The sequence below is a fragment of the Streptomyces sp. NPDC094034 genome (assembly GCF_040303865.1).
GTDB lineage: Bacteria > Actinomycetota > Actinomycetes > Streptomycetales > Streptomycetaceae > Streptomyces.
The window spans coordinates 236992-254631 of sequence record NZ_JBEOUD010000001.1 but is presented as its reverse complement, the minus strand read 5'-3'; the positions used below and the strand labels follow the sequence as shown (position 1 = coordinate 254631).

Sequence of the window (17640 nt, the reverse complement as noted above, 5' to 3'; positions counted from 1 at the left end):
GTCACGTTCGTAACTCGAAGCCCCCGGTTCCCCCGCGGAACCGGGGGCTTCGATGCAGACTGGGCGCTGACCTACCAGGGAGGCACGGATCATGCCGGCCACGACCACCAGCACGGTCAGGAGATGGGATCAGCATGGGCGCGAGCATGTCGTACGCGTTCAGAAGGCGGGTGTGCAGCGGTCGTTGATCTGCGACACCTGCGGATGGCGCAAAGGGGCGCAGTTCCTGCCCTGGCTCAAGGCGGAGGAACATCTCACCGAGGCCCACCAGGCGACGGTGGACCCGGCCGCGGACTGACGGGACGTGAGCGGGGCCTTCAGTCCGCCCGCAGCCCGCGCAGCAACAGATCGCAAACGGCGCTGAACTCGGCGTCGATGGTGGGCTTTCGCCATTCCGGCGCGTACGCCGGGTCATGGAAACGGGCCGTGGCGGCGAAGACCGCCCCGGCCGTGCTCGCCGGGTCCGCCGCCACGAACTCGCCCTCGCGCACGCCCTCTTCGACGATCCGGGTGAGCTGCTGGGCCAGCTCCGTCAGATGCGCGTCGACCACATCGCTGCTCTCGTCGATGAGCACCGAGAAGGTGGCGAACAGCTCCGGGTCGTCCCCGGCCTTGTGCCGCTTGGTGTCGAACAGCGCCAGCAGCCAGCCGCGCAGCTTCTCCGGGCCCGGCTCGGCCTCCCCCTCCATGATCCGGGCCAGCACGCTCTCCGTACGGCTCAGCCAGCGCGCGGTGACCGCCTCCCGCAGCGCCGCCTTCGTGCGGAAGTGGCGGTAGACACTGCCATGGCTGACGCCGAGCACCCGTGCCACATCGACCACCGTCGCCTTCGCCGGGCCGTAACGACGCAGCACCTCCTCGGTGGCTTCGAGGATGCGATCTGCGGTCAGGGGCTCGGTGGCCATGGGGCGCCCGACCTTTCATGGCTCGTACGGCGGATGCGACAGATGACACTACCTGTCAGATCCGAGGGACGAAGGGGCGGTCTCCGGCGGGCGGCCTCTCCTCCGCGGCCGGTCAGCGCTTCCGCGCTCGTCAGTGCTCGTCAACGCTCGCTGTCGAGGTGCGCCATCTGACCGGCCGGATAGCGGTCCCCGGCGGCGGCATCGGACGGTACGGCGCGCTCGATGGCGGCCAGATCATCGGCGTCCAGCGTGATGTCCAGCGAGCCAAGGGCCTCGGTCAGCCGGTCACGGCGGCGGGCGCCGACGAGCGGCACGATGTCCTCGCCCCGCGAGAGCACCCAGGCGATGGCGATCTGGGCGACCGAGACCCCCTTCTGCTCGGCGATCTTCCGCAGTGACTCGACGAGCCCGAGATTGTGCTGGAGGTTGTCGCCCTGGAACCGGGGGCTCATGGCGCGGAAGTCGGTGGGGGACAGCCGCCGGTCGCGGGTGAAGTGCCCGCTGATCAGTCCGCGCGAGAGCACTCCGTACGCCGTGACGCCGATGCCGAGCTCGCGGACGACGGGCAGGATCTCGTCCTCGATGCCGCGCGAGATCAGTGAGTACTCGATCTGGAGGTCGGTGACCGGGGCGACGGCGGCCGCCCGGCGGATGGTGTCGGCGCCGACCTCGGAGAGCCCGACATGGCGCACATGCCCGGCCCTGATCAGCTCGGCGATGGCGCCGACCGTCTCCTCGATCGGGACGTCCGGGTCGACCCTGGCGATCCGGTAGATGTCGATGTGGTCGGTGCCGAGGCGCTGGAGGGAGTACGCGGCGAAGTTCTTCACGGCGGCCGGCCGGCCGTCGTAACCGCTCCATCCGTTGTCCGGATCGCGCAGGGCGCCGAACTTGACGCTGGTGAGGGCCCGCTCGCGGGCGCCGGCCGGGGCGGTGCGCAGGGCCTCGCCGATCAGCAGCTCGTTGTGGCCCATGCCGTAGAAGTCGCCCGTGTCGAGCAGGGTGACGCCCGCGTCCAGAGCGGCGTGGATGGTGGCGAGGGACTCGGCGCGGTCCACCTCTTCCTGCCCGTACACGCCGGACATGCCCATGCAGCCGAGTCCGAGGGCGGAGACGCGGGGGCCTGAGCGGCCGAGGGGGCGCGTGGGGATGGCGTTCATGAGGGTTCCTCCCTGCGGATCCTGAGTGACACAACAACCATGGCATGGGCGATGACAGATTTCAATATCTGTCATCACTCATTCGTTCAGGTGTCTGGTGTCCGCCAAAAATGCGTTACGTCCCTGCCCTGCCCGGTGGTAGCGTCACGGGCATGTTCTTCCAGATCTACGAGTGAGAGCGCGGCGGCGATGCTCCGCCCCCCACCGACGAATCCGCAGATCACTTCTCATCGCTTCGGGAGAACCCCATGGCAAAAAGCCGTAACAACCTTCTCGGCGTCGGCGGACAGCGCAAGAAGCTGTCCCGTACCGACCCGCAGGCCAGCGCCCCCGCGCGCGACGCCAATCGCAGGGCCTCCGCCGACCACAAGCAGGAGCTGCTGCGCAAGATGCGTGAGCGCGCCGCCGGCCAGGAAGGCACCGCGCGGAACGACGACGCGGCCGAAGGCACCAACGGCGCCGCCGCGCAGGACTGACGTACTCAAGTCATAGACCGTGGGCCCGGATCACCGAGGTGATCCGGGCCCACGATCATGAGCGTGCTCAGCCGATCTTCCGTGGCAGCCGCAGGCTCAGCAGCGCCGTCAGCACGATCAGCCCCAGCTGTGCGAGCAGAGTGACCACCAGGGCGTCCCGCATCCCCGTCGTGGCGGTCAGGGTCAGGAAGAGCGAGCCCAGCGTCGCCACCCCCAGCGCCAGCGCGGACTGCTGGGCCGTGACCATCACACCGCTGCCCACCCCGGACCGCTCGGCCGGTATGTCGGAGAGCACGATGCGGATGATGACCGGCAGCTGGAAGCCCTGGCCGAGACCGGCCAGCGCGATGCCCGGCAGGAGATCCAGCCCGCCGATCGTGGGCCAGCCGCCCCATACGGCGAGCGCCAGCAGCGCCACCCCGGCCATCTGGAACACCGCGCCCGCCGTGACCACCAGGCTGCCGTAGCGCCGGATCAGCCGCGGTCCGGCCAGTGACGCCCCGAAGAACGCCACCGCCATGGGCACCAGCGTCAGTCCGGCGTCGATCGCGCCCATCCGCAGACCCTGCTGGAGGGCGACGGCGATCACGAACATGAAGCCGCCGAAGCCGATGCCGAACGGCACGATCAGCGCCAGCCCCCGCCGGAGCGTGACCAGCGCGAGCAGGCTCGGCGGCACGAGTGGGGTCCGGCCCTGCCGGTCGGCCCGCCGCTCCACCCGTACGAACGCGTACGAGACGACCGGGAAGGCCGCGAGCGAGACCCAGGTCCAGACGGGCCACCCGGCGGCCCTGCCTTCCGTGAGGGGCGCCAGGAGCGTCACCAGGGCGGCGGCCAGCAGGACCGTCCCGGGTGTGTCGACGGGCGCCGGTCGCTGCGAGCGGGTCTCCGGCACCGAACGGACCGCGAAGAGCAGGCCCACCAGCGCCACCGGCACATTCACCAGGAAGATCGCCCGCCAGCCGCTGCCCGCGACATCCGCCGCGACCAGCACCCCGCCCAGGATCTGGCCCGCCACCATCGCGAGCCCGGCCGTCGCGCCGTACAGGCTCAGCGCCTTCGCGCGGCGCGGCCCGTTCGTCGCCGAGTGGATCGTCGCCAGTACCTGCGGCAGCATCAGCGCCGCCGCGGCGCCCTGCGCCACCCGGGCGCCGACCAGCGTCCAGGCGTTCGGTGCGAGGCCGCAGGCGAGCGAGGTGATGCCGAAGGCCGCCATGCCGACGAGGAAGAGCCGTCGCCGGCCGAGCATGTCCCCGAGCCGTCCGCCGAGAACGAGCAGGACGGCGTACGAGAGTCCGTACCCGGCCACCACCAGCTCCAGCAGGGCGGGGCCCGCGGCCAGATCGTGATCGATGGTCGGCAGAGCTACATTGACGATGAAGAAGTCGATGAGGGGGAGCGCCGCACCGAGGAGCACGGTGAACAGGCCCAGAGTGCCGAGCACGGACCCGTGGTCATGGATGACGGGCGGTCCACCGGAGGATGCCTCGGCGGCGGACGGTGCCTTGGTGGCGGATGTCTTCTGGAGGGACGCGAATGCTCTGCTCACTCCATCGACCATCGCCCATCGCCCACCCTGGTACCAGAGTCTCTTTGTCCTGGTACTCGCACTACCCGGCAATGGGCTGAGGCGCGACACCCTCCTTCACCGAGGGCGACCGCACCGGCCGCTTCGTACACTCTCGGTTACGTCGAGTGACATAGGAGTGATGATGAAAGCAAGCAAGGGCGACCGCCTCGTGATGCACGGCCGGGTGGTCGGCAAGCACGACCGGATCGTGGAAGTCGTGGAGGTGCTGGGGCCGAACGGCTCGCCGCCGTTCAAGGTGCGCGCCGAGAACGGTCACGAATCGATCGTCTCGCCGGGCCCCGACACCGCGGTGGAGCCGCACTCGAAGCGCGACTGACACCCGGGCAACACCACGAGATGCCTGGTGGCGGCGGTCGTACGGTGCCAACTGGGCCCGCTGTCACCGGGCTTGAGGTGCGCGGCGCTCTCAGCCCGGTGGCCGGGCGTTCTTATCCTGGTACCGGCACCACCTGGCAACGGGCTGAGGCATGCCGCACCCTGGTTTCATGAGTACCACCACCGCACAGGCAGGGCAGGAGAGCGACATCCGGCGGCATGAGCTGGCGGGGTTCCTGCGCAGTCGCCGTGAGCGGATCATGCCCGAGCAGGTCGGGCTCGACCGGGGGAGCCGACGGCGTACCCCCGGGCTGCGCCGCGAGGAGGTCGCCCAGCTCTCCGCTGTCGGTGTCACCTGGTACACCTGGCTTGAGCAGGCGCGGGCCATCCAGGTCTCCGCGCAGGTCCTCGACGCGCTCGCCCGCGCCCTCCTCCTCGACTCCAGCGAACGCGCGCATCTCTTCGCGCTGGCCGGGGCGCCGGATCCCGCGCCCGGCACGCCGTGCCCCACCGTCACGCCCGCGATCCGGCGGATGCTGGAGCGGCTGGAGCCGTTCCCGGCGTGTGTGCAGAACAGCCGGTACGACCTCCTCGCGTACAACCGCACGTACGGCGTGATGATGTGCGACCTGGACTCGGTGCCTCCGCAGGACCGCAACTGTCTCTGGCTCGCCTTCACCAACGAGGACTTCCGCGCCTCCCTCGGCAATCGCGAGGAGACGACCCGGATCATGGCGGCCAAGTTCCGTGCCTCCATGGCGGAGCATCTCGCGGAGCCTCCCTGGAAAACGCTGCTGGGACGGTTGCGCGCGGCCTCGCCCGAGTTCTGTGAGATCTGGGAGCGGCACGAAGTGGTCACCCCGGTCGGGGACCGGACGAAGCGGTTCAACAACGCCGAGGTCGGGCAGCTCAATCTGGAGCACACCAACCTCTGGCTCGGGCCGTCCGCGGGGCCCCGGCTGGTCAGCTATGTCCCGGTGGACGAGGAGACCGGGCTCCGGCTGGAGAAGCTCCAGGCATCCGCTCAGACGTCCCCGCCGGGCCCCGGCCACTTCTGAGCGGCCTCGCGCGGGGCGCCCTCACCGCCCACGGCGGCAGGGTCCAGACGCCGCGCCGTACGGTACGCCGTCGCGCGCGCCCAGGCGCCGCTGGTCAGCGCTCCCACCAGCAGGACGCACACCCCGCAGGCCGTGATGATCCACCAGGCCGGGTGGCTCGCCGCCACGAACCCCGACGCGTACGAGGCGGAGCCCACCGCCCCCACCGTGCCGGCGGCCAGCACCGCGCCGATCACCGCCACGCCCAGCGTCTGGCCGATCTGGCGGCTGGTGGAGGCGACGGCGGCGGCGACGCCCGCCTGGGAGCGGGGCATACCGGAGACGGCGGTGTTGGTGATCGGCGCGTTCACCATGCCGAAGCCGAGGCCGAACAGCACATAACCGGTGAACATCAGCGCGGTCGTCCCCTCCGCGTCGAACGCGGCGAACAGCACACCGCTCGCCGTCATCGCCACCCCCGCGATCAGCAGAGAGAGACGCGGGCCCCGGCTGCCGACGAGCCGGCCCGAGAGCGGGGCGCAGATGAAGGTCAGGGCGGCCATCGGCAGGATGTAGAGCCCGGCGTGGAGCGCGGACAGGCCCCGTACGTTCTGCAGATAGAGCGTGTTGAGGAAGAGGAAGCCGCCGAGCGCGGCGAAGGCGCAGATCGCGATGACCGTCGCGCCGCTGAACGGCGCGCTGCGGAAGAAGCGCAGATCGATCAGTGGTTCCGCGCGCCTCGGCTCGTACAGCAGCAGCCCGATGAGCGAGAGGACCGCGACGCCGGTGAAGGACAGGATCAGCGGTGAGGTCAGGCCCGCCGTCGGAGCCTCGATGATCGCGTAGGTGAGCGCGCCGAGTACGCCGATGACCAGCAGCTGTCCCACGGGGTCGGGGCGGCGCGGCTTCGGGGCGCGCGACTCGGGGACATAGCGCCAGGTCAGGAGGTACGCGGCGATCCCGATGGGGATATTGATCCAGAAGATCGACCGCCAGCCGACCGAGTCCACCAGCAGTCCGCCGATCAGCGGGCCCGCCGCCATCGAGATACCGACGACGGCGCCCCAGGCGCCGATGGCGCGGGCGCGCTCACGGGGGTCGGTGAAGGTGTTGGTGATGATCGACATCGCCACCGGATTGAGCATCGAGCCGCCGACCGCCTGGATCATGCGGAAGGCGACCAGCGTTTCGAGGGTGGGGGCGAGGGAGCAGAGCAGCGAGCCGAGTGTGAACAGCACCAGCCCGGTCTTGAAGACCCGGCGCCGGCCGATCCGGTCGGCGGTGGAGCCCGCGAGCATCAGCAGCGAGGCGAGGACGAGGGTGTAGGCGTCGATCGTCCACTGGAGCCCGGCGACCGTGGCATGCAACTCCTTCTGCATGGTGGGCAGGGCGACGTTGAGGATGGTGTTGTCGAGGCTGACGATCAGCAGACTCATACAGCAGATCGCCAGCACCAGCATCCGCCGTCGATGGCTCAGCTCGGGCATTCATTGATAGTACGACTAACTAATGACTCGTGTCGTGCGCGACAATGGGCGGATGACCGCTCCGCTCTCCACGCTCTCCGCACCTCCGGCCGCTCCGCTGGCCATCGGCCCCCATACCGTCCGGCCGCCGGTGGTGCTCGCCCCCATGGCCGGGATCACCAACGCCCCGTTCCGGACGCTCTGCCGTGAATTCAGCGGAGGCGCGGGGCTGTTCGTCAGCGAGATGATCACCACCCGGGCGCTGGTGGAGCGGAACGAGAAGACCATGCAGCTCATTCACTTCGACGCGACCGAGACTCCGCGCTCGATCCAGCTGTACGGAGTGGACCCGGTCACCGTCGGCAAGGCCGTCCGCATGATCGTGGACGAGGATCTGGCCGACCACATCGACCTCAACTTCGGCTGCCCGGTCCCCAAGGTCACCCGCAAGGGCGGCGGCTCGGCCCTCCCGTACAAGCGGCCCCTGCTGCGGGCGATCCTGCGCGAGGCCGTCTCCAACGCCGGGGATCTGCCGGTCACGATGAAGATGCGCAAGGGCATCGACGACGGCCATCTCACCTATCTCGACGCGGGGCGGATCGCGGTCGAGGCCGGCGTCACCGCGATCGCGCTGCACGGCAGGACCGCCGCCCAGCACTACGGAGGCACCGCGGACTGGGACGCCATCGCGCGGCTCAAGGAGCATGTCCCGGAGATCCCCGTGCTCGGCAACGGCGACATCTGGTCGGCGGACGACGCGCTGCGGATGGTGCGCGAGACCGGCTGCGACGGTGTGGTCGTGGGGCGCGGCTGCCTGGGCCGGCCATGGCTCTTCGGGGACCTGGTCGCCGCCTTCGAGGGGCGGGGTGAGACGGCGCGGCCCACACTGCGTGAGGTCACCGGAGTGATGCGGCGCCACGCCGAACTGCTGGGGGAGTGGATCGGGGACGAGGCTCGCGGGGTGATCGACTTCCGTAAGCATGTGGCCTGGTATCTGAAGGGCTTCTCGGTCGGCTCGCAGCTGCGCAAGCGGCTGGCGATCACCTCGTCGCTCGCCGAGCTGGACGAGCTGATGGCCGGACTCGATCTGGACCAGCCGTGGCCGGACGGCGCGGACGGGCCGCGCGGGCGTACGTCGGGGAACAACCGGGTCGTCCTGCCGGACGGCTGGCTGAAGGACCCGTACGACTGCGCGGGCATCGGCGCGGACGCGGAACTGGACACGTCGGGCGGCTGAGCCGAGCCCACCGCCGGGGCGCTCCCGGACGGTCGGCCGCCCTGGGACAGGAACGAGGGCGCTCCCGGACCGTCAGTCGTCCTGGGACAGGACCGAGTGGCGCTCCCGGACCGTCAGTCGCCGGACGGGCTTCTGGCCACCTCGGGACCCGCCTGCCGCTCCAGCGGCGCGGCCGCCGCCGAGTTGCTGACGCTGAACGCCACGCTGCCCGCGCGATAGCGGTCGTCGGTCCACTCGATGGGCCTGCCCGCCGCGGTGTTCGTCAGATGGCGCTGCCGCAGCAGCGGACTGGCCCGGCGGACCCGGAGCAGCCGGGCGTCCTCGCTGCCCGCCGCGACGGCGTCGATGAGGTGCTCGCCGTAATGGGCGACGATGCCGGCGTTCTCCGCGATGCTGTTCATGATCGAGACGACATCGTCGGGCAGCGCGCGGACGACCGGCGCGACCCAGTCCGTATAGGCCGTGCGCTCGACCATCACCGGCTCCCCGTCCAGTCGTCGTACGCGTACGACATACAGCACTTCGCTGCCCGGCGCGACGCCCAGCCGGGACGCCTCCTCGGCGGTGGCGGGCCGGGTCGTACGGCTGAGGATCAGGCTGGAGACCTCGCAGCCCATGGCCTGTGCCCACTGCGCGAAGCTGTTGAGCTGCTGGAAGCTGTGGCGGCGCTCCTGGCGCAGTACGACCCGGCGCGCGCCCTGCCGGGAGCCGATCAGCCCCTCCGAGGCGAGCAGCCCGACCGCCTGCCGTACCGTGCCGCGCGAGACCGACCAGTGGGCCGCCAGATCGCTCTCCGAGGGCAGCAGGGCGCCCACGGGGTGTTCGCCGCTCAGGATCGACTGCCGCAGCGCCTCGGCGATCTCCAGATAGCGCGACCCGCTCACGCCTGAACCCACGCCTGCCCCCTCGGATCAATCAACTGTGCACAGGTACGGCCAACCGTCGCGCACCTGACCTTCACTCTAACCGTACGTTTCGGCGGGTGTTCGAGTTCCCCTTCACTGGTATCACCAGCCAGTTGTGCGGATTTGGTCTTCCTCGGGCTGTGCCGTCGTGGTCATGGTTCGTTCACTTCCGGGTCATCTGGACCGGGCGAACTGATCCCAGCTTGTCTGAACAAGTGACCCTCCTCTCGACACCCCCCTCTCGACACCCCGCCACTCGTCGGGCACCCCCGACACCCTCACTTCTCGCTCCGGGAGACACCGCGTGACCAGACTCCGTGTCCGTGCCAACGGCCGGCTCGCCGCCGCCGTGGCGCTCAGCACCGCCGCGCTCACCGCGCTCACCGCCTGTGGCGCGGCGCCCGACGACGCCGCGGACTCCGCCGCGGGCGCCAAGGCCGCGACCGCCGCCTCCGCCGCCGACTTCGGCGGGATGGACGCCCTCGTCAAGGCCGCCGAGAAGGAGGGCACGCTCAATGTGATCGCCCTGCCGCCGGACTGGGCCAACTACGGCGAGGTCATCAAGGCGTTCGAGGCCACGTACAAGATCAAGGTCAGCAGCGAGAACCCGGACGCCTCCAGCTCCGACGAGATCGCCGCGGTCAAGTCCCGCAAGGGCCAGAAGCGCGCGCCCGACGTCCTGGACCTCGGGATCGCCTTCGCCCGCAGCGGCGCCGCCGAGAACCTCTTCGCGCCGTACAAGGTCGAGGCGTGGGACAAGATCCCGGACACCCAGAAGGAGAAGGACGGCCGCTGGTTCAACGACTACGGCGGCTATGTCTCGATCGGCTGCGACGCGGCCCGGATCAAGAACTGCCCCCAGACCTTCGCCGATCTCCTCAAGCCCGAGTACAAGGGCAAGGTGGCGCTCAACGGCAACCCCACCAAGTCCGGTTCGGCCTTCGGCGGGGTGTACGCGGCGTCGCTCGCCAACAAGGGCTCCTTCGGCGACATTCAGCCCGGTATCGACTTCTTCGGCAAGCTGAAGAAGAACGGCAACTTCATCCCCGTCGAGTCCACCCCGGCCACGGTCGAGAAGGGCGAGACGCCCATCAGCATCGACTGGGACTACCTCAACGCCGGTTACGCCGACCAGTTCCGCGGCAAGGGCGTCGACTGGAAGGTCGCCATCCCGGCCGACGGCGTGTACGCGCAGTACTACTCGCAGGCCATCAACAAGGACGCGCCCCACCCGGCCGCCGCCCGGCTGTGGATGGAGTTCCTGTACGGCGCCGAGGGCCAGAACCTGTGGCTGAAGGGGTACGCGCGTCCCGTGCTGCTGCCCTCGATGACCACCGAAGGCACCGCCGACAAGACCTACGTCGCCAAGCTCCCCAAGGTCGAGGGCACCCCGAGCTTCCCCGAGTCCGCCGAACTGGACAAGGCCAACGCCACCCTCGCCGAGAACTGGGACAAGGCCGTCTCCTGATGCCCACCCCCTCCTCGTCCGCACCGGGCGCCGCCGACGGAACACGCCGTCGGCGGCGGGCGCCGCGCGCCTGGCTCGGCGCCCTCCCGCTGCTCGTCTTCGCCGCGCTGTGCTTCGGACTGCCGGTGGGCGCGCTGGTGTACGGGGCCGTCACCCGCGACGACCCGGCCACCGGCGCCAGCGCCCTGACCGGTGAACATCTTCAGCGTTCGCTCCAGGGCCCGTATCTGACCTCGCTGGCCGGCAGCGTCGAACTCGCCGCGCTGACCGCCGTGATCGCCACCCTGCTCGGCACCCTGATCGCCCAGGCGATCGTGACCTCGCGCGGCGGCGCGCTGCGCAACGCCGTCCTCACCGCGTCCGGGGTGCTCGCCAACTTCGGGGGTATCCCACTGGCGTTCGCGTTCGTCGCCACCCTCGGCATCTCCGGGGTGGTCACCCGGCTCGGCCATCTCGACAGCGCCGGCTGGAACCTGTACTCGTTCACCGGGCTCGTCGTCATCTACCTCTACTTCCTGGTGCCGTTGATGGTGCTGGTCATCGTCCCGGCACTGGACGGTCTGCGCCCGCAGTGGCGCGAGGCCGCGCAGAACGCCGGTGCCACCACCGGGCAGTTCTGGCGCCATGTCGGACTGCCGGTCCTCGCGCCCTCGCTGCTCGGCGGGTTCGTGCTGCTCTTCGGCAGCGCCTTCGCCGCGCACGCCACCGCCGCCGCGCTGGTGGGCGGTTCTGTCCCGCTGGTGACGCTGAAGATCGCGGACGCGCTCTCCGGCAATGTCCTGGTCGGACAGGAGAACGTGGCGCTCGCGCTGAGCCTCGACATGATCGTGATCGCCGGTCTGGTCATGGCGGTCCATCTGCCCCTCCAGCGACGGAGTACCCGATGGCTGCACTGACACCGACCGCCGCCCCCGCCCCCGGAGGGACCCCGCACCGGGCGCGGGACGGCAAGGCCGTACGAGTACGGGCGCGCCGACGCCCCCGCGTCTGGCGCGGCGCGGTGCTGGCGTTCGCCGGGCTCTACTTCCTCGTACCGCTGCTGTCCTCCTTCGTCTTCACGGTCCACACGCCGGGACAGGGCGTCTCCTTCGCCGCGTACACCGGGATCCTCTCCGCCGAGGGCTTCACCCGAAGCCTGCTGCTCTCCCTCGGGCTGGCCGCCGCCACCATCGCGCTCGCGCTGCTGCTGGCCGTGCCGGCGCTGATCGCGGTGCGGCTCGGCGCGCCCCGGCTGCGCCCGCTCGTGGAGATCGTCTGCATGCTGCCGCTGGTGGTGCCGCCGATCGCGCTGGTCACCGGCGTCACGACCGTGCTGCGCTGGGGACCTGACCATCTGTCCCGCACCCCGCTCTACCAGACCTTCCTGGCCGTGCAGAACGAGTCGTTCCCGGTCGTGCTGGTACTCGCCTACACCGTGCTCGCGCTGCCGTTCGTCTACCGCTCACTGGACGCAGGACTGCGTGCCGTGGACGTACCGACCCTGGTGGAGGCCGCGCGCAACTGCGGGGCGAGCAGGCCGTATGTGATCCTGCGGGTCATCCTGCCCAATCTCCGCTCCTCGCTCGCCGGTGCCTCCTTCCTCACGCTGGCGTTGGTGCTGGGCGAGTACACGATCGCCTCGCTGCTCGGCTTCCAGCCGTTCGCGGTGTGGATCGTCTCCGTCTCCGGCGCGCAGGCGCGGATGTCGGTGGCCGTCTCGCTGCTCAGCCTGCTGATCACCTGGGCGCTGCTGCTGCTCCTGTCGCGCGCGGGGACCCGCGCCGCCTCGGCCACGCCCGCGCCGCCCGCCCCTTCCGCACTTTCCGGCTCTTCCGGCTCTTCCGGCTCCGCCACCTCTCCCGCCTCCGGCAAGGAGTAGACCTCCCATGTCACTCACCTCGACAGCAATCGAAGACCGGCCGGAGGAGGAGACCGCGGGCGCGACCGGCGCCCTGGTCGAATTCCGCGGCCTGCGCCGGGCGTTCGGCCCGACCGTCGCCCTCGACGGGCTCGATCTGACGGCGCGGCCCGGTGAACTCCTCGCGCTGCTCGGCCCCTCGGGCTGTGGCAAGACCACGGCGCTGCGGGTCCTGGCCGGCTTCGAGCAGCCGGACTCGGGCGAGGTGCTGGTGGACGGCGAGGACATCACCCGCGTACCGGCCAACCGGCGTGACGCGGGCATGGTCTTCCAGTCGTACAGCCTCTTCCCGCATCTCAACGCCCGGGACAACGTGGCGTTCGGACTGCGGGTGCGCAAGGTGTCCGCCGCCGAGCGGCGCGCCCGCGCGGCCGAACTCCTCGATCTGGTCGGCCTTCCCGAGCAGGGCGACCGCTATCCGCACCAGATGTCCGGCGGCCAGCAGCAGCGGGTCGCGCTGGCCCGCGCGCTGGCGCTGCGCCCGCGTGTCCTGCTGCTGGACGAGCCACTGTCGGCACTCGATGCCAAGGTCAGGCTGACGCTGCGCGAGGAGATCCGGCGGCTCCAGCTGTCGCTGGGCATCACCACCATCTTCGTCACCCACGACCAGGAGGAGGCGCTTTCCATGGCCGACCGGGTGGCGGTGCTCAACGCGGGCCGGCTGGAGCAGTGCGCGCCGCCCGCGGAGCTGTACGAGCGGCCCGCCACGGCGTTCGTCGCCGAGTTCGTCGGCACGATGAACCGGCTGACCGGCCGGCTCACGGACGGCCGGCAGGTCGAGGTCGCGGGCGTCACCCTGCCCGTGGACGGTGAACTCCCGGCGACCGGCCGGGAGGTGGAGGTGCTGATCCGGCCCGAGAACATCACCGCCACCGCCGATCCGGCCGGTACGGCGACGGTCGTGTCCGCGTCCTTCTTCGGCTCGGTCACGCGCGTACTGCTCGATCTGCCCGGCGGCGGTTCCGTGAAGTCCGATGTGCCGTCCCGCGACGCGGGCGAACTGGTCCCGGGGGTACGCGCGAGGGTCGAGCCCGCGCGGCGCCCCGTCCTCGTGGTGCCGGCCCCGGGCAGCGGCGCGTGAGTACGGCCACGACGCCGGCGGCCGTGCTCTTCGACATGGACGGCACCCTCGTGGACACCGAGGTGCTGTGGTGGGAGACGGCGGACGAGATCGCCGGGAGCCTCGGCCACCGGCTCACCGGCGCGGACGCCCCCGAGGTGGTCGGCCGCGCGGTCGCCGACACCGCCGCTCATCTGGTGCGGGTCACAGGCGGCGGATGCGCCGAAACGGTCGCCGCGGAGCTGACCGGCTCCTTCTTCCGGCGCGTGGAGGCGGGAGCGCCGCTGCGGCCGGGCGCCCGGCGCCTGCTGGCCGAACTGGAGCGGGCCGAGGTGCCCTTCGCGCTGGTGAGCGCGTCGCCGCGGGCCGTGGTGGACTCGGTGGTCGCGGGGGCGCTGGCCGATGTGCCGTTCGCCTTCACGCTCTCCGCCGACGACACCGTACGGACCAAGCCGCACCCCGATCCCTACCGGGCGGCGGCCGAGCGGCTGGGCGTCGGGCCCGCCGTGTGTGTCGCCGTGGAGGACTCGCCGGACGGCAGCGCCTCGGCCCAGGCGGCCGGCTGCGCGGTGCTGGTGGTGCCCTCGTTGCTGCCGGTCGAACCGGCGGCGGGGCGGTACTTCGCCCGGAGCCTGGAGGAGGTCGACCTGGCGGTGCTGCGCGGCTGCGGACTCGGGTGCGACGAGCCGTCCGGGGACTTCGGATAGGCCATTCGAGGGCGTGATTCTCGCCACGTTTGATGTGCGTAAGGCTCAGATGAGCGGATCTTGAGCGAATCCAGAAGGGAAAGGATGGCACGCAGTGCCACCCTTTCTGTGTTCATCACTTGAACTCAGACGGCGATGTCATCACTCATATGAGCGCATCCGGTCATGTCCGGGTCATGGCCGCTTCGAGGCGTGAAGGAGGCGGGTGAGACCGATCACGCCAAGGTCACTTTCGATCTGCTGGCGGACGGGTGGTTAAGGCCGTATGACAGGCAAGTGGCCGTACCCAGGCGCCTTCGATCTGGGTATGTTCCTCGCCGTCAGGGCAGCCACCGCGTCCTTGAGGAGTCGGACCCGTGTCGGAAAACAGCGATCCCCAGGTAGCCACCCCCACGCTCCAGGGCGAGAAGTTCGTCTATGACTTCACCGAGGGCAACAAGGATCTGAAGCATCTCCTCGGCGGCAAGGGTGCCAATCTCGCCGAGATGACCAACCTCGGGCTGCCTGTCCCGCCGGGCTTCACCATCACCACCGAGGCGTGCAACATCTATCTCGACAGTGGTGCCGAACCCGCCGCTCTGCGCGAGGAGGTGAGCGCGCATCTCGACGCCCTCGAACAGAAGATGGCGAAGAGGCTCGGCCAGGCCGACGATCCGCTGCTCGTCTCCGTACGCTCCGGCGCCAAGTTCTCCATGCCCGGCATGATGGACACCGTCCTGAACGTCGGGCTCTCCGACGCCTCCGTCGCCGGACTCGCCGCGCAGGCGGGCGACGAGCGCTTCGCCTGGGACTCGTACCGCCGGCTGATCCAGATGTTCGGCAAGACCGTGCTCGGCGTCGACGGGGACCTCTTCGAAGAAGCGCTGGAAGAGGCGAAGCGCGTCAAGAACGCCGCCACGGACGTGGATCTGGAGACCGCCGACCTCAAGAAGCTCGTCGAGGGTTTCAAGAAGATCGTCTCCCGGGAGGCGGGCCGCGACTTCCCGCAGGACCCGCGCGAGCAGATGGATCTGGCGGTCCGCGCGGTCTTCGAGTCCTGGAACACCGACCGGGCCAAGCTCTACCGCCGTCAGGAGCGCATCCCCGGCGACCTGGGGACCGCCGTCACGATCTGTTCCATGGTCTTCGGCAACCTCGGCCCCGACTCGGGCACCGGCGTCGCCTTCACCCGCGACCCCGCCAGCGGCCACCAGGGGGTGTACGGCGACTACCTCCAGAACGCGCAGGGCGAGGACGTCGTCGCGGGCATCCGCAACACCGTGGCGCTCGCCGAACTGGAGCACATCGACAAGAAGTCGTACGACCGGCTCATGGGCATCATGGAGACCCTGGAGACGCACTACCGGGATCTGTGCGACATCGAATTCACCATCGAGCGCGGCCAGTTGTGGATGCTCCAGACACGCGTCGGCAAGCGCACCGCGGGCGCCGCCTTCCGGATCGCCACCCAACTCGTCGACCAGGGACTGATCGACGAGGCCGAGGCGCTCCAGCGCGTCAACGGCGCCCAGCTGGCCCAGCTGATGTTCCCGCGGTTCGACGAGAACACGAAGCGGAAACTGCTCGGGCGCGGGATCGCCGCGTCCCCGGGCGCGGCCGTCGGCAAGGCGGTCTTCGACTCGTACACCGCCATCAAGTGGTCCCGGTCCGGCGAGAAGGTCATCCTCATCCGCCGTGAGACCAACCCCGACGACCTGGACGGGATGATCGCCGCCGAGGGCATCCTGACCTCGCGGGGCGGCAAGACCTCGCACGCCGCCGTCGTCGCCCGGGGAATGGGCAAGACCTGTGTCTGCGGCGCCGAGGAACTGGAGGTCGACACCAAGCGGCGCCGGCTGACGGCCGACGGGACCGTCATCGAGGAGGGCGACGTCGTCTCCATCGACGGCTCCACCGGCAAGGTCTACCTCGGCGAGGTCCCGGTCGTACCGTCCCCCGTCGTCGAGTACTTCGAGGGCCGGATGCACGCGGGCGCCGACGACGCCGACGAGTTGGTGGAGGCCGTTCACCGGATCATGGCGTACGCCGACCGCCGGCGCAGGCTGCGCGTGCGCGCCAACGCCGACAACGCCGAGGACGCGCTGCGCGCCCGCCGCTTCGGCGCGCAGGGCATCGGATTGTGCCGTACGGAGCACATGTTCCTGGGCGAACGGCGCGGGATGGTCGAGAAGCTGATCCTCGCCGACACGGACGCCGAGCGGGAAGAGGCGCTGGGGGCGCTGCTGCCGCTCCAGAAGAAGGACTTCATCGAGCTGTTCGAGGCGATGGACGGCCTGCCGGTGACGGTCCGGCTGCTCGACCCGCCGCTGCACGAGTTCCTGCCCGACATCACCGAACTGTCGGTACGGGTCGCCCTCGCCGAGGCCCGCAAGGACCACAACGAGAACGATCTGCGTCTCCTCCAGGCCGTGCACAAGCTCCATGAGCAGAACCCGATGCTCGGTCTGCGCGGGGTACGGCTGGGCCTGGTCATCCCCGGGCTGTTCGCCATGCAGGTACGCGCCATCGCGGAGGCGGCGGCCGAGCGCAAGAACGCCAAGGGCGACCCCCGCCCGGAGATCATGATCCCGCTCGTCGGCACCGTCCAGGAGCTGGAGATCGTCAGGGACGAGGCCGAGCAGGTCATCGCCGAGGTCGAGCGGGCCACCGGGGTCGAACTCACGCTGGCGCTCGGCACGATGATCGAGCTGCCGCGCGCTGCGCTGACGGCCGGACAGATCGCGGAGGCGGCGGAGTTCTTCTCGTTCGGTACGAACGACCTCACCCAGACCGTCTGGGGCTTTTCCCGCGACGATGTGGAGGCGAGCTTCTTCACCGCGTATCTGGAGAAGGGCATCTTCGGGGTCTCCCCGTTCGAGACGATCGACCGGGACGGCGTCGGCGCGCTCGTGCGGAGCGCGTCCGAGGCGGGCCGGGCCACCCGGCCGGGGCTCAAGCTCGGCGTCTGCGGTGAGCACGGCGGCGACCCGGAGTCCGTGCACTTCTTCCACGAGGTGGGTCTGGACTATGTCTCCTGCTCGCCGTTCCGGATCCCGGTGGCGCGGCTGGAGGCGGGCCGTGCGGCGGCGTCGTCGGCCGGCAGTGATTCCCGGTGAATCCCGACGGCGGCTATGGGACAGCCCTTAGGGGGGCCCGATGACTTCTGGTGACTCCCGGGAGAAAGTGGTGGATTCCCACTGAACACCCGAGCCGCATTGCCGGTTGATCCCTGACCCTCGCCGGACCGGCGGGGCGGCTCGGGAGCAGAGAAGGGGCGGGCGCCTTGTGCGGAGGCGTCCGTCCCTTCGTCATGTGCGGGTGGTGGATGCCGTGTTGAATTGCCCTATGGGTAACGGCTGGTAACAGGTAGGGCGCGGCCGGTGGATCCCCACCCACCGGCCGCGCCCCTTTTACGCGGGCCGGACATGGAGCCGCAA

Annotated in this window: 16 protein-coding genes; 11 read left to right on the top strand and 5 right to left on the bottom strand. The window is 70.2% G+C overall.

Features of this window, described 5'->3' with window-relative positions:
* Positions 1-91: 91 nt before the first annotated feature.
* A complete protein-coding gene (locus ABTZ59_RS01135) occupies positions 92-298 on the top strand; it encodes a hypothetical protein (protein ID WP_129771042.1) in 207 nt (68 codons plus the stop codon).
* A gap of 19 nt (positions 299-317) precedes the next feature.
* On the opposite strand, the gene ABTZ59_RS01130 is transcribed toward ABTZ59_RS01135, so the two are convergent.
* Positions 318-905, bottom strand: coding sequence for a TetR/AcrR family transcriptional regulator (locus tag ABTZ59_RS01130; RefSeq protein WP_351387695.1), 588 nt, complete (start codon positions 903-905; stop codon positions 318-320).
* Between the two features lie 140 nt (positions 906-1045).
* Positions 1046-2065 carry an aldo/keto reductase gene (locus ABTZ59_RS01125; protein ID WP_351387690.1) on the bottom strand — a complete coding sequence of 340 codons (1020 nt, stop codon included), beginning with the start codon at positions 2063-2065 and terminating at the stop codon, positions 1046-1048.
* Between the two features lie 248 nt (positions 2066-2313).
* On the opposite strand from ABTZ59_RS01125, the gene ABTZ59_RS01120 reads away from it, so the two are divergent.
* Positions 2314-2541 (top strand): DUF6243 family protein, encoded by a 228-nt coding sequence (locus ABTZ59_RS01120; protein ID WP_351387684.1) that lies wholly within the window; start codon positions 2314-2316, stop codon positions 2539-2541.
* A 67-nt stretch (positions 2542-2608) separates the two neighbouring features.
* Here ABTZ59_RS01120 and ABTZ59_RS01115 read toward each other — a convergent pair whose 3' ends face one another.
* Positions 2609-4102, bottom strand: a complete 1494-nt coding sequence (locus tag ABTZ59_RS01115) for an MFS transporter (protein ID WP_351387680.1) — start codon at positions 4100-4102, stop codon at positions 2609-2611.
* A 151-nt stretch (positions 4103-4253) separates the two neighbouring features.
* Here ABTZ59_RS01115 and ABTZ59_RS01110 point away from each other — a divergent pair, with 151 nt between their 5' ends.
* Positions 4254-4448: a DUF1918 domain-containing protein gene (locus ABTZ59_RS01110; protein ID WP_351387673.1), complete on the top strand. Its 195-nt coding sequence runs from the start codon at positions 4254-4256 to the stop codon at positions 4446-4448.
* A gap of 169 nt (positions 4449-4617) precedes the next feature.
* Positions 4618-5505 carry a helix-turn-helix transcriptional regulator gene (locus ABTZ59_RS01105; RefSeq protein ID WP_351387668.1) on the top strand — a complete coding sequence of 296 codons (888 nt, stop codon included), beginning with the start codon at positions 4618-4620 and terminating at the stop codon, positions 5503-5505.
* Here ABTZ59_RS01105 and ABTZ59_RS01100 read toward each other — a convergent pair.
* Complete coding sequence (locus ABTZ59_RS01100; protein ID WP_351387664.1) at positions 5472-6971, bottom strand: MFS transporter; 1500 nt, start codon at positions 6969-6971, stop codon at positions 5472-5474. The two genes, ABTZ59_RS01105 and ABTZ59_RS01100, sit on opposite strands and share 34 nt — an antisense overlap.
* Before the next feature lie 52 nt (positions 6972-7023).
* Here ABTZ59_RS01100 and dusB point away from each other — a divergent pair, with 52 nt between their 5' ends.
* Positions 7024-8187 carry a tRNA dihydrouridine synthase DusB gene (gene dusB / locus ABTZ59_RS01095; RefSeq protein ID WP_351387659.1) on the top strand — a complete coding sequence of 388 codons (1164 nt, stop codon included), beginning with the start codon at positions 7024-7026 and terminating at the stop codon, positions 8185-8187.
* Between the two features lie 113 nt (positions 8188-8300).
* Here the strand turns inward: dusB and ABTZ59_RS01090 are convergent, their stop codons facing one another.
* Positions 8301-9083 (bottom strand): GntR family transcriptional regulator, encoded by a 783-nt coding sequence (locus tag ABTZ59_RS01090; protein ID WP_382819959.1) that lies wholly within the window; start codon positions 9081-9083, stop codon positions 8301-8303.
* A 313-nt stretch (positions 9084-9396) separates the two neighbouring features.
* On the opposite strand from ABTZ59_RS01090, the gene ABTZ59_RS01085 reads away from it, so the two are divergent.
* The 6 genes from ABTZ59_RS01085 to ppdK all read left to right on the top strand — a co-directional run bounded on the left by ABTZ59_RS01085 (position 9397) and on the right by ppdK (position 17319).
* On the top strand, positions 9397-10560 hold the full coding sequence (locus tag ABTZ59_RS01085) for an ABC transporter substrate-binding protein (protein WP_351387655.1): 1164 nt from the start codon (positions 9397-9399) through the stop codon (positions 10558-10560).
* Positions 10560-11456 carry an ABC transporter permease gene (locus ABTZ59_RS01080; RefSeq protein ID WP_351387650.1) on the top strand — a complete coding sequence of 299 codons (897 nt, stop codon included), beginning with the start codon at positions 10560-10562 and terminating at the stop codon, positions 11454-11456. The genes ABTZ59_RS01085 and ABTZ59_RS01080 overlap by 1 nt, the downstream gene beginning before the upstream one ends.
* Positions 11444-12418: an ABC transporter permease gene (locus ABTZ59_RS01075; protein ID WP_351387647.1), complete on the top strand. Its 975-nt coding sequence runs from the start codon at positions 11444-11446 to the stop codon at positions 12416-12418. The genes ABTZ59_RS01080 and ABTZ59_RS01075 overlap by 13 nt, the downstream gene beginning before the upstream one ends.
* Before the next feature lie 7 nt (positions 12419-12425).
* Complete coding sequence (locus ABTZ59_RS01070; RefSeq protein WP_351387642.1) at positions 12426-13538, top strand: ABC transporter ATP-binding protein; 1113 nt, start codon at positions 12426-12428, stop codon at positions 13536-13538.
* Entirely contained in the window at positions 13535-14224 is a 690-nt protein-coding gene (locus tag ABTZ59_RS01065; RefSeq protein WP_503001701.1) for an HAD family hydrolase, read from the top strand. The genes ABTZ59_RS01070 and ABTZ59_RS01065 overlap by 4 nt, the downstream gene beginning before the upstream one ends.
* A gap of 356 nt (positions 14225-14580) precedes the next feature.
* A complete protein-coding gene (gene ppdK, locus ABTZ59_RS01060) occupies positions 14581-17319 on the top strand; it encodes a pyruvate, phosphate dikinase (RefSeq protein WP_351387635.1) in 2739 nt (912 codons plus the stop codon).
* Positions 17320-17640: the final 321 nt, after the last annotated feature.

Bases quoted from the DNA above. Each gene is read 5' to 3' on its own strand.
- ABTZ59_RS01135 (WP_129771042.1), top strand. From the start codon at position 92: ATGCCGGCCACGACCACCAGCACGGTCAGGAGATGGGATCAGCATGGG.
- ABTZ59_RS01130 (WP_351387695.1), bottom strand. From the start codon at position 905: ATGGCCACCGAGCCCCTGACCGCAGATCGCATCCTCGAAGCCACCGAG.
- ABTZ59_RS01125 (WP_351387690.1), bottom strand. From the start codon at position 2,065: ATGAACGCCATCCCCACGCGCCCCCTCGGCCGCTCAGGCCCCCGCGTC.
- ABTZ59_RS01120 (WP_351387684.1), top strand. From the start codon at position 2,314: ATGGCAAAAAGCCGTAACAACCTTCTCGGCGTCGGCGGACAGCGCAAG.
- ABTZ59_RS01115 (WP_351387680.1), bottom strand. From the start codon at position 4,102: ATGGTCGATGGAGTGAGCAGAGCATTCGCGTCCCTCCAGAAGACATCC.
- ABTZ59_RS01110 (WP_351387673.1), top strand. From the start codon at position 4,254: ATGAAAGCAAGCAAGGGCGACCGCCTCGTGATGCACGGCCGGGTGGTC.
- ABTZ59_RS01105 (WP_351387668.1), top strand. From the start codon at position 4,618: ATGAGTACCACCACCGCACAGGCAGGGCAGGAGAGCGACATCCGGCGG.
- ABTZ59_RS01100 (WP_351387664.1), bottom strand. From the start codon at position 6,971: ATGCCCGAGCTGAGCCATCGACGGCGGATGCTGGTGCTGGCGATCTGC.
- dusB (WP_351387659.1), top strand. From the start codon at position 7,024: ATGACCGCTCCGCTCTCCACGCTCTCCGCACCTCCGGCCGCTCCGCTG.
- ABTZ59_RS01080 (WP_351387650.1), top strand. From the start codon at position 10,560: ATGCCCACCCCCTCCTCGTCCGCACCGGGCGCCGCCGACGGAACACGC.
- ABTZ59_RS01075 (WP_351387647.1), top strand. From the start codon at position 11,444: ATGGCTGCACTGACACCGACCGCCGCCCCCGCCCCCGGAGGGACCCCG.
- ABTZ59_RS01070 (WP_351387642.1), top strand. From the start codon at position 12,426: ATGTCACTCACCTCGACAGCAATCGAAGACCGGCCGGAGGAGGAGACC.